This is a genomic window from Acinetobacter sp. NIPH 1852 (assembly GCF_022549455.1).
Classification (GTDB): Bacteria; Pseudomonadota; Gammaproteobacteria; order Pseudomonadales; family Moraxellaceae; genus Acinetobacter.
In genome coordinates this window covers 102,070-122,147 of sequence record NZ_JAKZGG010000009.1, presented here as the reverse complement: position 1 = coordinate 122,147, position 20,078 = coordinate 102,070, and the positions used below count along the sequence as shown (strand labels likewise).

Here is a 20,078-nt window from a genome sequence, read left to right as displayed (position 1 = left end):
AAATTAAAATACATGTCAATGTTTAATATCATTCGTAAAGAATTCCAATTTGGTCAACATCAAGTTGTTTTAGAAACGGGTCGTGTTGCGCGTCAAGCGAATACTGTTGTTGTAACGATGGGTGGTGTCACTGTACTTGTGGCTGTCGTTGCTCAACCTAAAGCAAAAGCAGGGCAAGACTTCTTCCCACTTACAGTTAACTATCAAGAAAAACAATATGCTGCGGGTCGTATCCCAGGTGGTTATGGCAAACGTGAAGGTCGTCAGTCTGAAGCTGAAACTTTAATTTCACGCCTCATTGACCGTCCAATCCGTCCATTGTTCCCAGAAGGTTTCTATAACGAAATCCAAGTAACAGCAACGGTTATTTCTTCTGACAAAACGATGGATGCCGACATTGCTGCAATGCTCGGTACTTCAGCTGCAATGTCAATTGCATCTGTTCCATTCCGTGGTCCAATCGCTGGTGCACGTGTTGGTTTGATCAACGGTGAATACGTTCTTAACCCGAACCATGAACAGTTAAAAGAAAGCGATCTTGACCTTGTGGTTGCTGGTACAGAATCAGCAGTATTAATGGTTGAATCTGAAGCGAAAGAACTTTCAGAAGACCAAATGCTCGGTGCTGTACTTTTTGGTCATGACGAAATGCAAATCGCGATTCAAGCGATTAAAGAATTTGCTGCTGCTGCGGGTGCAGTTGAATCGACTTGGGTTGCGCCAACTAAAAACGAAGCACTGCTTGAGCAATTAAAAGCAGCGTTTGAAGCAAAAATCTCTGATGCATATACCATTGCGGTAAAACAAGACCGTTACGCAGCACTTGATGCACTTTATGCAGAAGCAGTTGCACAATTCGTTCCTGAAAATGACGAAACTGGTATTGCTGACGAAGTAAACGAATTATTTGAAGAGCTTAAATACCGTACCGTACGTGACAATATCTTGTCTGGTAAACCACGTATTGATGGTCGTGATACTGAAACAGTTCGTGGTATCGACGTTCAAGTGGGTGTATTAGGTCGTGCGCACGGTTCTGCATTATTCACACGTGGTGAAACTCAGGCTTTAGTGACAACGACTTTAGGTAATACACGTGATGCGTTGATGGTCGATACGCTTGCGGGTACTAAAACTGACAACTTCATGTTGCACTATAACTTTCCTGCATACTCTGTAGGCGAGACAGGTCGTGAATCAGGTCCTAAACGTCGTGAAATCGGTCATGGTCGCTTAGCGCGTCGTGGTGTTCAGGCTGTTCTTCCTGCAGCAGATCGCTTCCCGTACGTGATTCGTATCGTATCTGATATCACTGAATCGAATGGTTCATCTTCAATGGCTTCTGTATGTGGTGCTTCATTGTCACTTATGGATGCAGGTGTTCCATTGAAAGCGCCAGTTGCGGGTATCGCAATGGGTCTAGTGAAAGAAGGTGAGCGTTTTGCAGTTCTTTCTGACATCTTAGGTGATGAAGATCACTTAGGTGATATGGACTTTAAAGTTGCTGGTTCTGCCAATGGTATTACTGCACTTCAAATGGACATCAAGATTGAAGGCATCACTGAAGAAATCATGGAAGCTGCACTCAACCAAGCATTTGCTGGTCGTATGCACATCCTCAATGAAATGAACAAAGTCATTTCACGTGCACGTCCTGAAATTAATGCACATGCACCGACATTTGAAGTGATCACCATTAACCCAGACAAAATCCGTGATGTGATTGGTAAAGGTGGCGCAACGATTCGTGCTATTACTGAAGAAACCAAAGCTGCGATTGATATCGAAGATAATGGTACAGTTCGCGTATTTGGTGAAACTAAAGCGGCTGCTAAAGCTGCGATTGCAAAAATCCAAGCGCTTACTGCTGAAGTTGAACCAGGTAAAATCTATGATGGTAAAGTGATTCGTATCGTTGAATTTGGTGCGTTTGTAAACATCATGCCAGGTACAGATGGTTTACTTCACATTTCACAAATCTCGAATGAGCGTATTGCGAATGTGTCTGACGTCTTAAAAGAAGGCCAAGAACTTAAAGTTCAGGTTGCTGATGTAGACAATCGTGGTCGTATCAAATTGACGATGAAAGATATTGAACAAGCATAATCTCGCTGAGCAATACAAAAAAGTCCGCTAAATGCGGACTTTTTTTAATGAAAATGTTTTAACTGTTTACGCAGTTGCTGTACTTCATCAATCAAATCCAGCATAACTGCAACTGCCGATAAACTCGCGTCAAAGTCGCGTTGTAAACGATAAGCACGACGTGCGCGAGCCACATCTTCACCAATAAATTGATAGCTTTGCGGATCAACTTGGACTTGCAAAATATCGTAATCAATCAGTTTGAGTACCCATTCTGTACTTTGACCACAAGTTTCAGCAAAGCGTTCAAGGTCTAGTGCCATTTGTTCATCAATGATTTCAATTTGGCAGTGACCATCATATTGGATTTCTTTGTATTGAATCGTTGTCATGATCTTACTCCTTATCTTGCACGAGGTTGGAAAGAGGAGAAAGCATCAGCAAATTGCTGATAGGCTTGTTGCTCTTGTTCACTATGTGCTGGTGGTAAAACGATGTTAATGATCAGATAAAGATGTCCTGCGATTTTGTTTGGAATGCCTTTATCTTTTAAACGTAATTGTTGCCCATTTTTTGCATTTTTAGGTAAATTGACATTAAGTTGTCCTGCGGGTGTATTCACCCCAATATTTTGTCCTAAACCAGCTTCCCAAGGACTGACATCAATGGTGTGGTATACATCTGCACCTTCTACACGGATGCGATCGATATCATTGTATTGAATTTCGATATAAAGATCACCGTTTTCACCGCCGTTGATACCACTTTGTCCTTGTCCATTTAAGCGGATTTGTTGACCTTCTTTCATTCCTTTTGGAATTTTAACCTCTAAGGTCTTGCGCTGTATTTCAGGTTCGCCATAGGCATTGTAGGTCGGTATTTGCAAACTAATTTGTTGAGTTGAACCTTGATAGGCGACAGATAAATCGACTTGAATGCTGGCATGTTGATCTTCACCGCGATAGCTACGTTGTTGGCGTTGCGAACGTTGTTGTCCACCACCAAATCCAGAACCAAAGCGACCAAATAAATCTTCAAAACCACTAAAGTCGGTATTGTCTCCCGAACTTTGACGATAAAATTGTGAACTATCAAATCCACTGCCTTGATTGCTATTTTGACCAAAACCTGCAAAGCCTTGTGGGTGATCTAACAGCTGATCATATTCAGCTTTTTTTTCGGTGTTACTTAAGGTGTCATAAGCGACATTGATCGTTTGCATTTTGGCTTCAGCATCAGCCTCTTTGCTGACGTCAGGATGATATTTCCGCGCCAGTTTGCGATAGGCTTTTTTGATTTCATCTGCTGAGGCATCGCGTGCAACACCTAGTTCTTCGTAATAATTCTTTGCCATAGTCTATTGTCATAATGTTTTACTTTTATTCCATTATTTGACGATTGAGCAAGAAAGAACAGAGAGGATATGTGTTGATATTGTTTCAAAAAATAGAAAAACTAGTATAAAAATAGATAGCTTAATGTACTTAGGGATAATCTATGCAGTATTGGAAAGTACAATGGATTCATAATTTTGTTGATGAACCGTATTTAATATATGGCGAACTAAATGCAACAATGGAAGAAATTCGTAAAATTGAAGTTTTCAGAAATGGTCAATTAGGGTATGCAAGTATTGATGGGCTGGAATATCTTACCTTTAGTTCAGAATGTAATTGGCCAACAAAAGTAGAAATAGAGGCTGATCCACAATTTGTTGTTGAAGTGATTTCAGAGGAAGAGTTTGAAAATATTTGGAATCAGGCGATTATAAAAACAAAATCGTATTGATGAATGAATCAACTCCCATGTAGATAACACAGGAGTTGTCTTTGATTAACTCAAATGTTCACCAAACAAACCTAAAGCTTCTTCAGCGGTAAACTCATAACGTGTGTTACAGCATTGGCAATCCATTTGAATTGGGTTTTGGATTTCAAGGGATTCATGTACCGCCGCTACACCAATTTGAATCAAAGCATTGGCACAACGCTCTCTAGAACAGGTACAACCAAATTTTAATTGTTCAGCCTCGGGCAAACGCACTTCTTCCTCATTATACAAACGATAAAGAATTTCATTGGCTGAAAGATCAGTGAGTTCTTCTGGCTTTAAGGTCTCAGTCAGCAGGGTTAAACGTGGCCATAAATCTTCATCAACGAATTCTTGTTCCTCTTCATTACGAGGAAGCAGTTGGATCAATAAACCACCTGAACGTTGACTATTGGTCGCTAGGACAATATGGGTTGGGATTTGTGCGGATAAATCATAGTATTGTATTAAACAACCTGCCAAAGTCGGTTTATCGAGTGGCACAATACCTTGATAGCGTTCGCCATGTTCAGGTTCAATATTGATGAACAAAATTGGATTGGTCAATGACGCAAGAACCGTACGACTATCTGTACCTTCGGCGAAGCGTGGATCTTCTTCATAATCAGCCAGAGCACGCACTTCACCTAAATGGTTACATTCCGCCATTGCCCATTTAAATGTGCCATTTGCTTGAATTTGTAAGCTAATACGCCCTTGAATTTTCATGGTGCTTGCAAGTAAAGCTGTTGCACTTAACATTTCACCCAATAAGCTTTGTACCGCAGGCATATACTCACGTTTCGCCAAAATGGTTTGCAGTGCTTCTTCTAAATGAACTATTTCACCGCGGATAGGACTATCTTCAATAAAAAAGCGTTGGCGTAAATCAGACATATTTTTCTCCAGCACCCCGTATTGGGGAAACAAAGCAATGCTTTGCCTTGAAAAGCGCTTAGGGCTTTTATAAAAAGGTGAATGGTTATGCAGTCAATAATGGTGTCTGTTTGCTAAAACTCAAGATGTTTCATGCGGTGAATTTGCATCACTTTGTTTAGTTTGCTCATCCGGCACACGATCTTGGGCGATGATTTTTGTATTTTCAAACAAGTATTCGAGTTCCGCAATTGCATTTGGATAAGCACCAATCAAATCATATTCAGCATGTGACCAATGCTGTTGCTCAAGCAGTTGCTGATCTTGTTGTTTAAATTGTTCAATCTGTGATTGCGCCTCTTCGTTGGAAAGACCTGTTTCAATTAACGCTTGTTGTGCCATATTCAATGATGATGCATAGGTTTCACGCCAAATATGTTGAATACCTAAACCATTGAGTAGATGGGTGTGGTGACGATCTCGGGCACGAACCATGATATTCAAGTCTGGATAATTCAAACGCAGATAACGCGCTAGATTCATACCGTCTTCCACATCATCAATGGCAAGGATCAGTAATTTACAATGCTCAATGCCAGCCGCACGTAAGTTTTCAACTTGGCTTACATCGGCATCAATGAAACGATGCCCATATTTTTCTACAAAATCAGCATCGGGCTGGTTACTGTCAATGATGCTGAATTGCTTGCCTTGCGCATGTAAAGCTCGGGCGACCACTTGCCCGAAACGACCAAAACCGACAATCAGAATCGGGTGTTGGGGCACATCCTGAGTTGGAATAGCTGTTTTTTTCAGCATCATCGGCAATATTTTAGCGTTGAATAACCAATACAATAATGGCGTGAGTAGCATTGAACCAAAAACAATCAACATGGTCGATTCGAGTATATTAGAGGCTAATACATTTTCACTTTCAGCAATTTTTAGCAGGATAAATGACAGCTCTCCACTTTGTGCCAACGTCACTGCAAGCAGGGTACTTAACTTGGCATGACGATGTTGATAATAGCTGATAGCAGCAACCACGCCTGCTTTAATGATCACTAAAACAAGAATAGATGCGAGGATCAATAACGGTGATTGCAATAGGGGACTAAGTGAAAGCCCCAAACCGATTGCAAGGAAAAACAGTCCAATTGCCGCATCTTTAAAAGGGTGAATAATGCGTTCAACTTCTGCTTTAAATTCGGTTTCTGCGAGTAATAATCCTGCGAGAAATGCGCCAATCAACACATGGATGTTGAGAATATCCATGATTATAATAACTGCGACAACCACCAATAAACTCAGTATTGGAATGAGTTCAAGACTATGATGACGGGCCAAGAAGCGAAATGCAGGACGAACCAAATAACGACTGGCTAGGAATAAACCTGAAACAGTGGCAATGATCGCAGCAAAATAAGCAATACCGTGTTGAGTGGTTGCGGTATCTTCTAATAAGGGGAAAAGTGCAATTAAAATAATCGCAATGAAAACTTGAAACTGTAGGGTATTCGAGGCTGACTGCCCAAATGTACTATTGAGTTGTTGTTTTTGATGCAGTAGTTGCTGAATTAAAGTGACTGAAGAAAAAGCCAAGGCAATACCGAGAATAATACTGCTGAGAAGATTTTGTAACAACAGAAAGCAGACACTCACCAAAATGATGCTGATAACGCTGAGTGGAAAACCACTATTTTTTAAAATGCTGCGGCGTTGTACCCAGAGGTGTCGAGGACGAAAAGCGAAACCAATAAAGAACATCAGCATGATCATGCCTAAATCGGTCAATTGGCGAATCAGTTGTGTATCGGTGATCAGTGCGAACACACTTGAGCCAAGCAAAAGCCCTGCAATGAGATAACCCAAAACAGTGCTTGCGGCATAGCGTTTTGCTAGTGGCACAAAAATTAAAGTCGCAGCCAGTAAAAAAATGATCGGGAGTAATAAAGACATTTAACGTCTCAATCCTTTGTATTTTATGATTTAACTAAACTCTTGTGGATCAACATCAATCGACAGCCTGAGTTGGTGTTGACGAGGTAAATGTACCACTTGTTGCCACCATTGGCGCAGATAAAAATGCAATTTTGCCCGATCAGCAGACAAAATCACCATGTGGGCACGGAAACGTCCTGCTTTTCTTTCCATCGGGGCAGGGATCGGTCCCCATATATCGACTAGATCAGCAGCCATCGCTCTGAGTTGCTGCGCGATTTCAGCTAAGAATTGTTGGCTATATGCTCGATCTTTGGATTCCACACGAACCAACACCGTATAACGATAAGGGGGCAGCATAGCGATCTTGCGTTCTGCCAGCATTTGCTTCGCGACAGTCCGATAGTCATGCTTAATCAAAGTGGTGAGCATGGGATGATCTGGGCGCAGGCTTTGTAAATAAACACTACCTTTATGTTCTCCACGACCTGCACGGCCTGCAACTTGAACGATCAATTGTGCAGTACGTTCAGGCGCACGTAGATCAACACTGAGCAAACCTGCATCAATATCTAAAATCGCCACCAGCGTCACATGAGGGAAATGATGTCCTTTGGCCAGCATTTGTGTACCTAACAAAATATTAGGTTTGTTCTGCTGAATACGATCATAAATTTTTTGCCAGCTTCCGACACGACTGGTACTGTCACGATCAACTCGAATGACCTCGTGATGAGGGAAAAGCTCTTGTAAGTGTTCTTCAAGTTTTGCCGTGCCCGCACCAATGGTTTTGAGCGTTTTCTTTTGGCAAGCAGGGCAATCATCAGGTAGTCGATGAATCGTACCGCAATGATGACAATGCAAATAATGATAAGGCTGAGAGTGCAGGGTAAAGTGAGCATCACAATGTGGGCAATTGGCTTGCCAACCACAACTTTCACACATCAGAATCGGCGCATAACCTCGACGGTTAAGAAAGATCAGCACTTGTTCTTTACGTTCTAAAGTCAGTTTGATCTGTTCTATTAAGTTTTGGCTGATACCATGTTTTTTCTTAGCAATTTTTAAATCAATTACATGCATTTTCGGGAGCACAGCGACACCAGCACGTTGATTGAGTTCGAGCAAATGCAGTTTTCCAGATTCCACCAAATGATAACTATCAATACTTGGTGTAGCAGAGCCTAGAATCACAGGGCAGCCTTGCAAATGTCCCCGATATAAGGCGACATCTCGGGCATGATAGCGGAAGCCTTCTTGTTGTTTGTAGGAGAGGTCATGCTCTTCATCTAAGATGATTAGGCCGAGATGAGGAAGTGGCGTGTAGATCGCGGAGCGAGTGCCGATGATGATTGATGCTTTGCCTGCTTGTGCATGTTGCCATGCTTGCAAGCGTTTCGAATCATTTAAACCAGAGTGCATCAATGCCACATCACAATGAAAACGTGATTTAAAGCGAGCAACGGTTTGTGGGGTCAAACCAATCTCAGGCACCAGTACTAATACTTGTTTGCCTTGTTTTAACACCTCATACATCACCTGCAAATACACTTCGGTTTTACCGCTACCAGTTAAGCCATCGAGTAAAAAGGCTTGATAATGCTGTTGTGCTTTCAGTATCTGTTGAATGGCTTTCTTTTGATCTTCATTCGGGGTGAGAGGTACTTGTGCCAATTGTACCGGTATTGGAGTGAAATCATGCGGCTCAAGACGACACTCAATCAGCCCCTTTTTTTCTAATGCTTTCAGTGTTGCTGATTCTACGCCACTCAAATTTAAAATATTTTCAGTGGTGCCTTGCGGATGTAGTTTTAATACTTGGTAAGCATCATATTGTTTTTGAGAGCGTTTTAATAAAGCATCAGGGTTGTCGTGCGGCACGATACTCCACTGATGAAATAGAATATCTAAAGCACGTCCTTGTCTCAATAATGTGGGCAAAGCACTTTGCATGACTTCGCCAATGGGGAATTGATAATATTGCGCTGACCATGTCACCAAAGTTAAAACTTGCTGATCTATAATGGCCTGCTGATCAAGGAGTTCAGTGATGGCTTTAAGCTTGAATTGTCCTGTAAATGGCTCGTTAGGATCAACTTTTTCAGTAATAATGCCAACAAGGTTTTGTCGACCAAAAGAAATTGCAACGCGTGCGCCTACCTGTGCCTGTGCATATTGCTCGGCACTGACTGTGTAGTCAAAGATGTCATATACAAATACAGGTATAGCGACTCGAATACGGTAAAGAATAGCGTTAGAATTTTCAGTAGGCATATCGGCTTTATTCATGTGTTAAATGGTACGATCTCATACCTTGTTTGGATCATTTTAGCTGATAAAGCAAGACATGAATGAAATATCGATCAGCCCTGTGCTACAGTGCTATGCATAAGGTCAATCGACCTAAGATGAATTACGATACTTTGGCTTCTCATCCCTTACAAGGACGCAGCTTAACAACAACATTTTGGACAATTAGAACAGAACCATGCCAGCTTATCAATTTACTGCTATTGATGCTTCTGGAAAGCAACACAAAGGTGTGCTTGAGGGAGATTCCGCACGTCAAATTCGTCAACAGTTACGAGATAAAGCATGGACGCCGATTGCGGTTGAAACCGTTGAACAAAAAGATAAACAGCAACAGCACGCATGGTTTAAAAAAGGCTTTAGTGCTTATGATTTAGCCTTAATGACCCGTCAGCTTTCGGTGTTGGTTGCTGCAGGTATTCCACTTGAAGAAGGATTACGTGCGGTCAGTAAACAAAGCGAAAAATCGCATGTGCAAAACTTACTGTCATCCGTGCGCTCAAAAGTCATGGAAGGTCATTCGCTGGCACAAGCGATGCAACAATCAGGACGATTCCCTGAACTTTATATCGCAACCGTAGCAGCAGGTGAACGTTCAGGGCATTTAGATCTGATTTTAGATCAGCTTTCTGATTACACCGAAAATCGTTTTGCCATGCAAAAGAAAATTCAGGGTGCGATGATCTATCCGATTATTCTGATGCTGATGTCATTTGCGATCGTCATGGGGCTGATGACCTATGTGGTTCCTGAAATTGTGAAGACTTTTGAGCAGAGTAAAGAAGCATTGCCATGGATTACGGTGTTGTTGATGAAAGCGAGTGCATTCATCAAGCAAACATGGATTGGGATATTGCTGTTGGCTTTTATTGTCATTGTATTATTCACACGTTTTTTACGAACCACAGCAGGGCACTATGCATTTGACCGATTAACGCTCAGATTGCCATTATTCGGTAAACTTTCGCGTGGTATAAATGCGGCACGATTTGCCAGCACCCTGTCTATTCTGACTCGATCAGGCGTACCTTTAGTAGAAGCACTGCGCATTGGTGCAGAAGTGAGCAATAACTGGGTGGTACGTGATGCGATTCAAGTCGCAATGGAACGTGTAACAGAAGGTGGTAATTTGGCAACGCAGTTAGAGCGATGCGGTTATTTTCCACCAATGATGGTACAAATGATCCGAAGTGGTGAAGCATCAGGTGAATTGGATCGTATGTTAGACCGTGCATCTACGATGCAGGATCGCGAGGTCACCACATTTATATCAACGATGTTGGCGTTACTTGAACCTTTGATGCTGGTTTTTATGGCAGCGATTGTCTTGGTGATTGTCATTGCGGTTATGTTGCCAATTATTAATATGAATAATATGATCTAGGAAATTTGATGTTTGAGATGAAAATGAATAATTTAATGAATAAACACAATGTTGAACATGGTTTGAATTCTGCTACTCGAAGCACAGTTTCTCGTCTTGCGGCACGTTCGAGCGTGAGAAGTACTACTTCGCAAGGAATGAATCGTGCCCACTCCGAGCAAAGCTCTCCATCTTGCACTCGGACAAAGTTGCACTTTGTTAACCCTCGTTCAGGCTTCACCCTCATTGAAGTAATGGTGGTGATTGTAATTTTAGGTGTTTTAGCGGCACTGATCGTACCCAATGTGATGGGGCGTGGTGAAAAAGCCAAAGTAGATACCACCAGTATTACGTTAAAAGGTGTGGCTGGCGCATTGGATCAATATAAATTAGATAATGGTCGTTACCCATCAATGCAGGATGGGGGTTTAGATGCACTGGTCAATCAACCAGCATCTGCAAAAAACTGGTTACCGGGTGGTTATGTTAAAGGTGGTTATCCGAAAGACAGTTGGGAAAATGATTTGCAATATGTAATACCAGGCCGTGAAGGTCGTTCATTTGATTTATATTCGTTTGGTGCGGATGGTAAAGAAGGTGGTGAAGGCAATGATGCGGATATTTATTATCAGCCATAATTTTTAACTCAAGATATCACTTCATTCAATCACTAAATAAATCAAGAGTGAAGTGATAATGTTTCTTGATTCTAAAATATAATCTAAATATTTGAAATGTAAAAATATAATAAAATACTGATTATTTGATAGTTATAATAAGAATTATTCCCATATTTAATCGTTACAAGAAAAAGAAATTATGCATGAAAATAGTCTTTTCCTTTAGTTCAAAGCTTTGCATAATAAATCTAAATCATAAATATGATATATGGGGAGGTCGCAGATGAAAGCTTTTTTTGTGTTGGATGAACTGAATCAGTTTCATTGGGCCATGCTTAAATCTGTGTTGCTCATTTTAAGCTTGTTGCCGATTAGTCAAACGGCATTAAATCTGTGGCAAACAACAGAAGGCAGTAGCCAAATCATGATTGGCTTTTTTGCACTAAGTCTATTGAGTGCTTGGTTTGTACTTTGCTTTTTAAGTGCTTTGAAAACCAGTGTTTGGGATAATAAAGCATTCATTTCTAATTATGAGCAGCTTTTGTTTAAAGCCTATCGCTATATTCCGATGTTATTTTTATCCAGTTTAGTCGCGTATTTAAGTGTGCAATTATCACTGGTATTTTGATTTTTATTGATTCAAATAAAAAGAGCGTTTTATTTTAAAACGCTCTTTTTATTTTATCGCCGTGACTTAAACGAAACATCCACCTTGCGAGGACGATAGAACCAACCCATTATCAGTAAAAGAACTGAAAAGATCAGGATCGGGTAATCACTTAAACGACTATATAGCGTTTGCCCTTGCATGGCGGGTAAATCGCCACGTAGCACAAACTCTTGATCGACTGGCGCTTGCTTCACAATATGACCATGATGGTCAATAAACGCAGTAACACCTGTATTGGTGGCACGGATAAACCAACGACCATTTTCTTTGGCGCGCATTTGTACCATTTGCAAATGTTGCCAAGGTCCTGCTGTACCGGTAAACCACGCATCATTAGAAACTGTAATGAGAAAGTCACTATTCAATGCATTACGACGTGTCAGGTTTGGATAGGCAACTTCGTAGCAAATCGCCGCAGCTAAAGCATGTCCTTTCACCGTTAAGGGTTTTTGATTCGCTTCACCCCGAGAAAAACCAGCCATACTGACATCATTTTGCATGGCGGGTAGTACCCATTTCAGCAGTCCTGATAAAGGAATATATTCACCAAATGGAACTAAACGTTGTTTCTTATATAAACCAGAAGAGTCGCTACCAGATGCCATAATGCTGTTGTAGTACTGAGGTTCACCAACTTGCTGTGATTTAGGTATATCCCAATATGGAATCCCTGTGACCCATGCACTACCTGATGCTTGGGCTTGGGTATCCATTGCCGCTAAGAATTCAGGAATATCTGTCTGAAATAGCGGAATTGAAGACTCAGGCCAAACAATCAGGTCACGACCCCATTCTTTACGCGTTAGCGTTGCATAAATTTCGAGGGTCTTGATCTGGTATTCAGTTAACCATTTAAGATCTTGTGGAATATTCCCTTGAAGCAACGAAACACTGAGCGGTTTAGCGGCTTTAGGTTGTACGAATTGAATATATCCGACAGCCCATGCACCTAAAACCAATAATGCCGATGGAATCACCCAAAACCAACGTCGATTTAAAATCTCGACCAAGGCACAAGCAAGTACAATCACCACGAATGAAACAGCATAAACACCAAACAATGGTGCATAGCCATCTAAGAGTCGTTCAGTAAAGGCATAGCCTGCAAATAACCATGGAAAACCAGTAAATACCCACGTTTTAGCCCATTCAAACAAGACCCAAATTGGCGCAAAAGTCAGGGGAGTTTCTGGGAAAAAACGACGATATAGCCATGTTTGTAGGGCGGTAAATAATCCCATCAACAACGCCATAACGACGATCATCAGCACACTTAGAATCGCACTGGTGTCGCCATAGACGTGAATTGAAGTGTAGAGCCAAAATGCCCCAACAAACCATAAACCGAATCCATAGGCCCAGCCTAAAACGAAAGCTTGTTTAGGACTACGTTGGCGTAACACCGCATATAGCAATGCGGGTGACAAAATTGCCAACCACCAAAAATAATAAGGTGCAAGAGCCAAACTAAAGATTGCACCCGATATGAGTGCAATCAATAGTGGAACGATAAAGGGGAGCTGTTTTTGCGGTTGAGAAGGATTTAACAGCTTTTCAAAATATGTTCTCATGAACGGACAGCTCGAATCAGATGAATAGTGCGTGCATCTGCTTCAATAATGGTAAATTGCCAGTCATCAAGCTCAATGGTTTGACCTTGTAAATCACTGACTAAACCGATTTCTTGTAGCAGCAGGCCGCCCATAGTTTCAACTTCATCATCAGAAAAATCAGCATTTAAAATTGTGTTGAAATGTTCAATTGGTGTAAGCGCCTGAACGATCCATGTATTGGCTGTGGTTGGATCATTGTCTGGCACGATATATAGAGCTTCTTCGTCTGCAATATCATGCTCGTCTTCGATTTCACCCACAATTTCTTCAAGAATATCTTCAAGCGTCACTAAACCAGACGTTGAACCATACTCATCAATCACAATTGCAATATGTGTTTGTGTATTTTTGAGCATACGCAACACTTGGTCGGTACGCGCACTTTCAGGGACAAAAACTGGCTGGCGCATTAAGGCGCTAATATCCACTTTAACATTGCGATCAGTTAAAAAAGGTAAAAGGTCTTTTGCGAGTAGAACACCGACAACATTGTCAGTTTGATCTGCTGAAAATACAGGAAAGCGTGAATGTGCTGAATCAATCAGGACATCTAAGATATCAAGTAATTGGTCATCCTCTTGTAAGCTAATCATCGCTGTACGTGGGGTCATGACTTCTCGAATCTTTGTTGCTGGCAGATCAAGAACACCCTCAAGCATAGCAACAGTATCTGGCTCTAAAAAGCGACGTGAGTCTTGGACTAACTTGAGTAATTCATCGCGGGTTTCTGGTGCAGTACCTAACCATTTTCTTAGGCCGCGCATACCCCACGACGGACTGGATTCCTCGATCATGATCTTTCCTAAAGACTCTCTATATCAATTAGATGATTTTCATCATACCGAAGAAAAAGCAGATATGCATCAATAAAACGATGCAAGAAACGTACAGTTTTTTCAAAACTTGTAGATGATTTCTAAATCTTCCCTTTATGTTAAAATGTGAAAATTAGAATATTTGAGTTTTATGATGTCTGAACAATCAAACCTAGCTACTGTTCAACTCAATACGAGAGGGTTACGTTGCCCTGAACCGGTGATGATGTTACATCAGGCGATCCGTAGAGCAAAGTCAGGCGACATCGTTGAAGTGTTTGCAACGGATCCTTCCACATCATGGGATATCCCTAAGTTTTGTATGCATTTGGGACATGAGTTATTGCTCAAAGAAGAAAGTCTAGATGAGCATAGCAATACTGAATATCGTTATTTGGTGCAGAAAGGTTAAATAAGCTTTTGCCTTAGATTATCTGAAAGTAGGTTTTAAAACCGAGTTTTTTCAAACGATTTCTGATGCTCAGCATGGCTAGATCGAACTAAGCCATGCGACTATTTTGTATCATTCTCTTACTTTCTAAATTTATTAATATATCGAGATAGCCAATAATCGGAACTAAAATACCGACCTCCGCCAAGAACAATCAAAGCCAACAACATAATCAAATAAGTTGCAGCAAATTCGATTCCATTATTTAAGATTACGAATGAACCGCTAGACGTCAGCCAATCATAATTTCCATAGCTTTGTAAAATTTCTCGTGCACGTTCTAATTTTTCTGTAGATGCGATGACTTGTGCATTTGCAAAAGGAGCATTTGCATCTGCAATGGCTTGCCAACCATTGGGAAGATGTACCGTCAAGATCGCAACGATCATGGTGATGATCAGTGGAATACTGATTAAACGAGTAAATAGCCCAAGTGTTAATAATACTGCGCCGCCCAGTTCAGCAGATATTGCAAGTATTGCCATTAGGGTAGGAAAGGGCAAATCCAATCCCCAGTCAGGATTGCCGAACCACGCTACAGTATCGTTAAAATGCATGAGCTTATTTTGCCCAGCCATCCAGAAAATAGGAACGAGATAGATTCTTAGCGCGAGTGCAACAATCCCATCAAAATGTCTAAAGTGTTGTAGGTATTTTTGATAGCGTTGTAATACTGAGTTGATTAAGTACTTCATGCGAATTTCACACCGAATAGCATTCAATGATTGTTAGTCGTTTGAAGAGTTAATTTATTACAATAATTTTTTTAGTTTTAACTGTAATAAATGGATTGGTCGCTCGTCTAATGATATGTACCGTAGTACAAACTTAAAAATTGACTCAAAAAGGAACTTCAAAATGAATAAATTAAACTCAATGACTTCAGTCGCTGCATTGGTCGCACTTTCGATGGTTGGTGCAACAGCGAATGTTTCAGCAGCATCGACTACCACTGAAGCGCATGTGACTAAAGTAGCCGATGCAAAATGTGGTGAAGCAAAATGTGGCGCTGATAAGGCAAAAAAACCACATAAAACGACTGAGGCAAAATGCGGCGCTGATAAAAAAACCGCTGAAGCAAAGTGTGGAGCAAAACATAAGGCAACAGATGCTAAATGTGGTGCTGATAAAAAAGCATCTGATGGCAAATGCGGTGCTGCCAAATAGTTTGCTCGAAAATCAACAAACTAACGAGTGATGCAAATCGATTTAATCTTGATTTGCATCATTCAATAAGGAATATTCCATGGTGGCTTTAACGGGTGTGGGTTTAGGTTTAAGGCGTGATTTTGTTGATACCTTTTTACAGGCGGATCAATATCCTGATTTTATAGAAGTCGCACCTGAGAACTGGATGAACTTTGGCGGTCGACATGCAAAGCTACTCGAACAATGTACAGAAAAAGCACCTTTGATTTGTCATGGTCTGTCTTTATCGATTGGTGGCCCACATCCACTCAATATCGAATTTATTCAACAGATAAAAACATTTTTAAAACGCTATCAGGTAAGTACTTATTCAGAGCACTTAAGCTATACCAATGATGGTGGCTATTTATATGATTTATTACCGATCCCGATGACTGAAGACGCAGTGCGCTATGTATCAGAACGCATTCTTCGTGTTCAAGATATCCTTGGACAAAAGTTGGTGCTTGAAAATGTCTCAACTTATCTGATGCCGCATGCTGAAATGAGTGAGGCAGAGTTTGTTGCTGAAGTCATTAAGCAGTCGGATTGTGAATTACTTTTAGATGTAAACAATGTCTACGTTAACAGTATTAATCATCAGAGCAATCCTTATGAGTTTATCAAAAAGATGCCCCGAGATCGCATCCGATATTTGCATATTGCTGGTCATGAGCAAGTGAGTGATGACTTATTAATTGATACACATGGGGCAGAGATTGGTGATCCAGTTTGGGAATTGTTGGAGTTTACTTATCAACAACACGGTGTGAAGCCGACATTATTAGAACGTGATTTTAATATTCCGACATGGCAAGAATTACAAGATGAGCTTGTAACGATTCAAAGCATACAAAACAATTTTTACTTACGTCGTCATTGTCTAAAACATCATGCTGAACAGGATTATGAGGATATAAAATGAATAATAAACTCCAGTCTTTTCAAGATAGCCAACACGCATTTTGTAATTGGATACGCGATCCCAAACAGCCAATACCTCAATCCTTTGAAACTGAGCGTATGCGTGTTTATAGAGAATTATTATTTAATAATGTAAGTTCTTTTATTGACTTAGTTTATCCGCTTGCGCGATCAATATTGCCAAAAGAAACGTGGCAATGTCTTTTAGACGAATTTTTTCGAAAATCTATAAATCAATCGCCCTTCTATAATGAGATTTCACTACAATTTAGAGAATATTTAAGCGAACAGCAGCATCCAGTTTTACAGGATTATCCTTGGCTCGCTGAATTACTACAATATGAATGGCTAGAGCTTTATTTAGACACTTTAGAAATCTCAGAGAAGCAATGTGTTCAGGCACCTGTATGGCAATTTAAAACTCAAGTTTGGGTTTTGGTATATCAATATCCAGTTTATCGATGGGCACTCAATCAAACTGATCTTGAGCAAGATCCAAGTGCAATCATGGTATGGAGAAATCAAAAAGATCAGGTTTGTGTCGAAACGCTTTCACCATTATTTGCTTTTTTAATTGAAAAACTACATCAACAGCCTTTATCTGAGCTTGAGCTTTGCGAGCTTATAAGTGCAACACTCCCTGATTTGTCATCACATGAAATTCTTTTACAAGTTAATACTTTATCCGATTTATTAACTCAGTTGGAGTTGATTGATATGCCCAAAAACTCGATGACCGAGGATTGAAATGTCTCTAGCCTCAGTTGAAAATGTTGATTTGAATCAGCAATTAAAAAATACAGAATATTTAACTGATCTTAGACAGCAAATGATGAAATTTGCAGTTTTACAACTCGCATCATTTCATCAAGCTGAGGATGTAGTTCAAGAAGCTTTGTTGAGCGCCTTGCAGCATGTTGCATCTTTTTCTGGCCGTGCTGCTTTTAAAACTTGGGTATTTGCGATTTTAAAAAATAAGATTGTTGATTTAATTCGGCAAAAGACTCGCCTCGTTACAATGAGTGAGTTATTCAATGATGATGAAAGTGAGCTAAGTGTCGATGCATTATTTGACGCTGCTGGGCACTGGCACAAATCCGAAAGACCTCAAGCATGGCAAAGTCCTGAGGAAATGATGGAGCAGCATGATTTTTGGGTTGTTCTTGATGCCTGTTTAAATCATTTGCCTGCGAAGTATGCGCAAGTATTTATGTTGAGAGAGATGATTGAACTGAGTTCTGATGAAATATGCGCAAAGCTAGGACTCAGTACTTCTCATCTTAATGTTTTGATGTACCGTAGCCGAGCAAGGTTACGTGAGTGTTTGGAAAATAAATGGTTACTCAAGGAGGATTGCTCATGTTGACTTGTCGACAAGCGACGCAATTACTTTCTGAACAGCAGGATAGGCAATTGGTATTTAAAGAGCAAAGTGCTTTGCAACTCCATGTAATGATGTGCCGTTCATGTCGTCGTTTTGGAAAGCAAATGAAAATATTAAGCCTACTTACTAAAGAATTTAAAAAAGTTGATGAAGTGAAAAACGACTAGACAATAAAAAGCCTCAACGTATTGAGGCTTTTATAGTACTTACATATTCGGGTATGAGAAGCGGCTAAAGCTTCGCAAGGAATTACATATTTGGATAATTCGGACCACCGCCACCTTCAGGTGTTACCCAAGTAATGTTCTGTGATGGGTCTTTGATGTCACACGTCTTACAGTGAACACAGTTCGCAGCGTTAATTTGGAAACGCTTAGAACCATCATCATTTTCCATGACTTCATACACACCAGCAGGGCAGTAACGCTGTGCAGGCTCATCCCACTTCGGCAAGTTAACCTGAATTGGTGTTTCAGGATTGGTCAACTTTAAGTGAGCCGGTTGGTTTTCTTCATGTACTGTATTCGATACAAATACGGATGATAAACGGTCAAAAGTAAGCTTGCCATCTGGTTTTGGATAGTTCGGTTTGAACGTTGTGGCATCTACTGTTTTTAGTGTTGCATAATCTTGTTTTAAGTCATGCAAGGTAAATGGCACTTTAAAGATATTTTGGTCGATAAAGTTAAATGCACCACCCACCCATGTCCCAAACTTATGCATCGCAGGACCGAAGTTACGCGCTTTATATAACTCTTCTTTTAACCAAGAATTGTCATATTTTTCAGTATAAGCGGTGAGTTCTTTGGCAAAGTGATCGTCGCCTTCAGTTACACGTGCAATCGCAAGATCACCACCTTTAGCAACACCCGCAGCAATCGCTTCAAATACTGCCTCACCACATAACATGCCTGACTTCATGGCAGTGTGTGAGCCCTTGATTTTCGAGAAATTCAAGAAACCAGCATCATCACCGATCAAGCAGCCGCCTGGGAAAGTCAATTTAGGTAGCGAGTTAAAGCCGCCTTTGACTACAGCACGTGCGCCGTAAGAAATACGTTTACCGCCCTCTAAGTACTGTTTGATGACTGGATGAGTTTTCCAACGCTGCATTTCCATAAACGGATACATGTGTGGATTTTCATAAGAAAGATCGACAATCATACCCAAGGTCACTTGGTTGTTTTCAGCGTGATATAACCACCAACCGCCAGCAGAGCCAGTTTCAGACAATGGCCAGCCAGCACCGTGCATCACTAAACCTTCTTTATGTTTAGCTGGATCGATTTCCCAAAGTTCTTTGATCCCGATGCCATAATGCTGTGGGTCAACATCACGATCCAGTGCAAAACCTGCAATCAGGCGTTTGCCGAGATGACCACGGCAACCTTCAGCAAACAAAGTGTATTTGGCATGTAATTCATAGCCTGGTGTGAAGTTATGCGTTGGCTCACCATTTTTGCCAATGCCCATATCACCAGTTTGAATGCCTTTTACTGTACCATCTTCGTGGTAAAGGATTTCAGATGCAGCAAAACCAGGGAAGATTGATACTTCTAATTCTTCAGCTTTTTGACCTAACCAACGCACCACATTGCCGAGAGAAATAACATAGTTCCCTTCGTTATGCATTGATTTAGGAACCATCCAATACGGCATCTTTTGTGATTTAGTATCAGACAATAAGAAATAAGTTTCGTCGCCAGTCACAGGGACATTGAGTGGCGCACCTTCTTCTTTCCAATTTGGGAACAATTCATTCATGGCACGTGGTTCAAGTACAGCACCAGAAAGGATATGCGCACCTACTTCAGAGCCTTTTTCAACAACACAAACAGAAAGGTCAGGTAGGTTGTTTTCAATCGCTAATTGACGAATTTTAATCGCAGCAGATAAACCCGCAGGCCCTGCACCTACGATCACTACGTCAAACTCCATCGCTTCACGTTCGATGTGTTCCATGTAGGACTCCTCATATTTTTAGGGGTGGCAACCGTAATATTGTGATTCGGTGCTGCCATGAGTGTTC

General features: G+C 40.9%; 20 protein-coding genes. 11 read left to right on the top strand and 9 right to left on the bottom strand.

The annotated features are described in order from the left end of the window. The first annotated feature begins 18 nt into the window (after positions 1-18). A complete protein-coding gene (pnp, locus tag MMO38_RS09300) occupies positions 19-2,106 on the top strand; it encodes a polyribonucleotide nucleotidyltransferase (protein WP_171063386.1) in 2,088 nt (695 codons plus the stop codon). A gap of 44 nt (positions 2,107-2,150) precedes the next feature. Here pnp and MMO38_RS09295 read toward each other — a convergent pair whose 3' ends face one another. Then, positions 2,151-2,477 (bottom strand): chaperone modulator CbpM, encoded by a 327-nt coding sequence (locus MMO38_RS09295; RefSeq protein ID WP_004668424.1) that lies wholly within the window; start codon positions 2,475-2,477, stop codon positions 2,151-2,153. An 11-nt stretch (positions 2,478-2,488) separates the two neighbouring features. Continuing rightward, a complete protein-coding gene (locus MMO38_RS09290) occupies positions 2,489-3,439 on the bottom strand; it encodes a DnaJ C-terminal domain-containing protein (protein WP_241323332.1) in 951 nt (316 codons plus the stop codon). A gap of 143 nt (positions 3,440-3,582) precedes the next feature. On the opposite strand from MMO38_RS09290, the gene MMO38_RS09285 reads away from it, so the two are divergent. Beyond that, positions 3,583-3,873 (top strand): hypothetical protein, encoded by a 291-nt coding sequence (locus MMO38_RS09285; RefSeq protein ID WP_241323331.1) that lies wholly within the window; start codon positions 3,583-3,585, stop codon positions 3,871-3,873. A 45-nt stretch (positions 3,874-3,918) separates the two neighbouring features. Here the strand turns inward: MMO38_RS09285 and MMO38_RS09280 are convergent, their stop codons facing one another. From MMO38_RS09280 to MMO38_RS09270, 3 genes are all read right to left on the bottom strand, one after another. After that, entirely contained in the window at positions 3,919-4,791 is an 873-nt protein-coding gene (locus MMO38_RS09280) for an Hsp33 family molecular chaperone HslO (protein WP_004668427.1), read from the bottom strand. Between the two features lie 120 nt (positions 4,792-4,911). Continuing rightward, on the bottom strand, positions 4,912-6,729 hold the full coding sequence (locus tag MMO38_RS09275) for a cation:proton antiporter (protein ID WP_241323330.1): 1,818 nt from the start codon (positions 6,727-6,729) through the stop codon (positions 4,912-4,914). 30 nt (positions 6,730-6,759) lie between these two features. Beyond that, positions 6,760-9,000: a primosomal protein N' gene (locus MMO38_RS09270; RefSeq protein WP_241323329.1), complete on the bottom strand. Its 2,241-nt coding sequence runs from the start codon at positions 8,998-9,000 to the stop codon at positions 6,760-6,762. A 199-nt stretch (positions 9,001-9,199) separates the two neighbouring features. Here MMO38_RS09270 and gspF point away from each other — a divergent pair, with 199 nt between their 5' ends. The 3 genes from gspF (at position 9,200) to MMO38_RS09255 (ending at position 11,632) form a co-directional block, all read left to right on the top strand. Further along, the gene (gene gspF, locus MMO38_RS09265; protein ID WP_241323328.1) at positions 9,200-10,405 is read left to right on the top strand and encodes a type II secretion system inner membrane protein GspF; all 1,206 of its coding nucleotides are present in this window, start codon (positions 9,200-9,202) and stop codon (positions 10,403-10,405) included. Between the two features lie 8 nt (positions 10,406-10,413). Then, entirely contained in the window at positions 10,414-11,022 is a 609-nt protein-coding gene (gene gspG / locus MMO38_RS16655) for a type II secretion system major pseudopilin GspG (protein WP_277602838.1), read from the top strand. A gap of 265 nt (positions 11,023-11,287) precedes the next feature. Further along, a complete protein-coding gene (locus MMO38_RS09255) occupies positions 11,288-11,632 on the top strand; it encodes a hypothetical protein (RefSeq protein ID WP_241323327.1) in 345 nt (114 codons plus the stop codon). A 53-nt stretch (positions 11,633-11,685) separates the two neighbouring features. Here MMO38_RS09255 and lnt read toward each other — a convergent pair whose 3' ends face one another. Both lnt and MMO38_RS09245 read right to left on the bottom strand, forming a co-directional pair. Further along, a complete protein-coding gene (gene lnt / locus MMO38_RS09250; protein WP_241323326.1) occupies positions 11,686-13,245 on the bottom strand; it encodes an apolipoprotein N-acyltransferase in 1,560 nt (519 codons plus the stop codon). Beyond that, positions 13,242-14,081: a CBS domain-containing protein gene (locus MMO38_RS09245; RefSeq protein WP_241323325.1), complete on the bottom strand. Its 840-nt coding sequence runs from the start codon at positions 14,079-14,081 to the stop codon at positions 13,242-13,244. The genes lnt and MMO38_RS09245 overlap by 4 nt, the downstream gene beginning before the upstream one ends. Before the next feature lie 175 nt (positions 14,082-14,256). On the opposite strand from MMO38_RS09245, the gene tusA reads away from it, so the two are divergent. Continuing rightward, positions 14,257-14,514: a sulfurtransferase TusA gene (tusA, locus tag MMO38_RS09240; protein ID WP_004668436.1), complete on the top strand. Its 258-nt coding sequence runs from the start codon at positions 14,257-14,259 to the stop codon at positions 14,512-14,514. Positions 14,515-14,633: 119 nt separating this feature from the next. Here tusA and MMO38_RS09235 read toward each other — a convergent pair whose 3' ends face one another. Then, the gene (locus MMO38_RS09235; protein WP_241323324.1) at positions 14,634-15,248 is read right to left on the bottom strand and encodes a DoxX family protein; all 615 of its coding nucleotides are present in this window, start codon (positions 15,246-15,248) and stop codon (positions 14,634-14,636) included. 163 nt (positions 15,249-15,411) lie between these two features. Here MMO38_RS09235 and MMO38_RS09230 point away from each other — a divergent pair, with 163 nt between their 5' ends. The 5 genes from MMO38_RS09230 (at position 15,412) to MMO38_RS09210 (ending at position 18,216) form a co-directional block, all read left to right on the top strand. Next, positions 15,412-15,720, top strand: coding sequence for a hypothetical protein (locus MMO38_RS09230; protein WP_241323323.1), 309 nt, complete (start codon positions 15,412-15,414; stop codon positions 15,718-15,720). Positions 15,721-15,799: 79 nt separating this feature from the next. Beyond that, positions 15,800-16,666 (top strand): DUF692 domain-containing protein, encoded by an 867-nt coding sequence (locus MMO38_RS09225; RefSeq protein ID WP_241323322.1) that lies wholly within the window; start codon positions 15,800-15,802, stop codon positions 16,664-16,666. Continuing rightward, positions 16,663-17,412: a putative DNA-binding domain-containing protein gene (locus MMO38_RS09220; RefSeq protein WP_241323321.1), complete on the top strand. Its 750-nt coding sequence runs from the start codon at positions 16,663-16,665 to the stop codon at positions 17,410-17,412. Before MMO38_RS09225 ends, MMO38_RS09220 begins: the two co-directional genes overlap by 4 nt. A gap of 1 nt (position 17,413) precedes the next feature. Further along, the gene (locus tag MMO38_RS09215; RefSeq protein WP_121929788.1) at positions 17,414-18,031 is read left to right on the top strand and encodes an RNA polymerase factor sigma-70; all 618 of its coding nucleotides are present in this window, start codon (positions 17,414-17,416) and stop codon (positions 18,029-18,031) included. Beyond that, entirely contained in the window at positions 18,025-18,216 is a 192-nt protein-coding gene (locus tag MMO38_RS09210; RefSeq protein ID WP_121929787.1) for a zf-HC2 domain-containing protein, read from the top strand. Before MMO38_RS09215 ends, MMO38_RS09210 begins: the two co-directional genes overlap by 7 nt. Before the next feature lie 82 nt (positions 18,217-18,298). Here the strand turns inward: MMO38_RS09210 and MMO38_RS09205 are convergent, their stop codons facing one another. Beyond that, positions 18,299-20,011, bottom strand: a complete 1,713-nt coding sequence (locus tag MMO38_RS09205; RefSeq protein WP_004668450.1) for an electron transfer flavoprotein-ubiquinone oxidoreductase — start codon at positions 20,009-20,011, stop codon at positions 18,299-18,301. Between the last annotated feature and the right edge of the window lie 67 nt (positions 20,012-20,078).